1 pseudogene is annotated in these 330 nt (G+C 65.2%); it reads right to left on the bottom strand.

The features are described 5' to 3' along the window. Positions 1 to 330 (bottom strand): annotated as a pseudogene (locus HX846_RS35690) (HAD family hydrolase); the annotation flags it as partial.

Below are 330 nucleotides of genomic sequence, written 5' to 3'. Positions count from 1 at the left end.
AGGTGGCTGCTGATATGCCGAGCCTTGAGTGCCTGTATCGCCTGCAGGGCGCCCGGTTTAAGCGTGTCACCGAAGGCAAACAAACCCAGCACGCGGGGCTGCGGGCCTTGCTCGATCAGCCAGGACAAGGTGCGGCCTTCGGCCTCCCACGCACTGGCCGAGTCGGCGAGATCACCGGTGCTCAAGCCGGTTTCTTCCAGCAGGCGACGGTTGCCCAGCGCCAGTTGCCGGCCATCTAGGGTGCCTGCAATGCCACGCCCGGTAAGGGACTGGCTGGCGCTGACATCCGCGACGTTCAAACCTTGTTCGGCACAGGCATCCAGCACCGCC

The sequence above is a fragment of the Pseudomonas sp. K5002 genome (assembly GCF_013386655.1).
GTDB lineage: Bacteria > Pseudomonadota > Gammaproteobacteria > Pseudomonadales > Pseudomonadaceae > Aquipseudomonas.
This window is presented reverse-complemented; position numbering and strand designations above follow the sequence as displayed.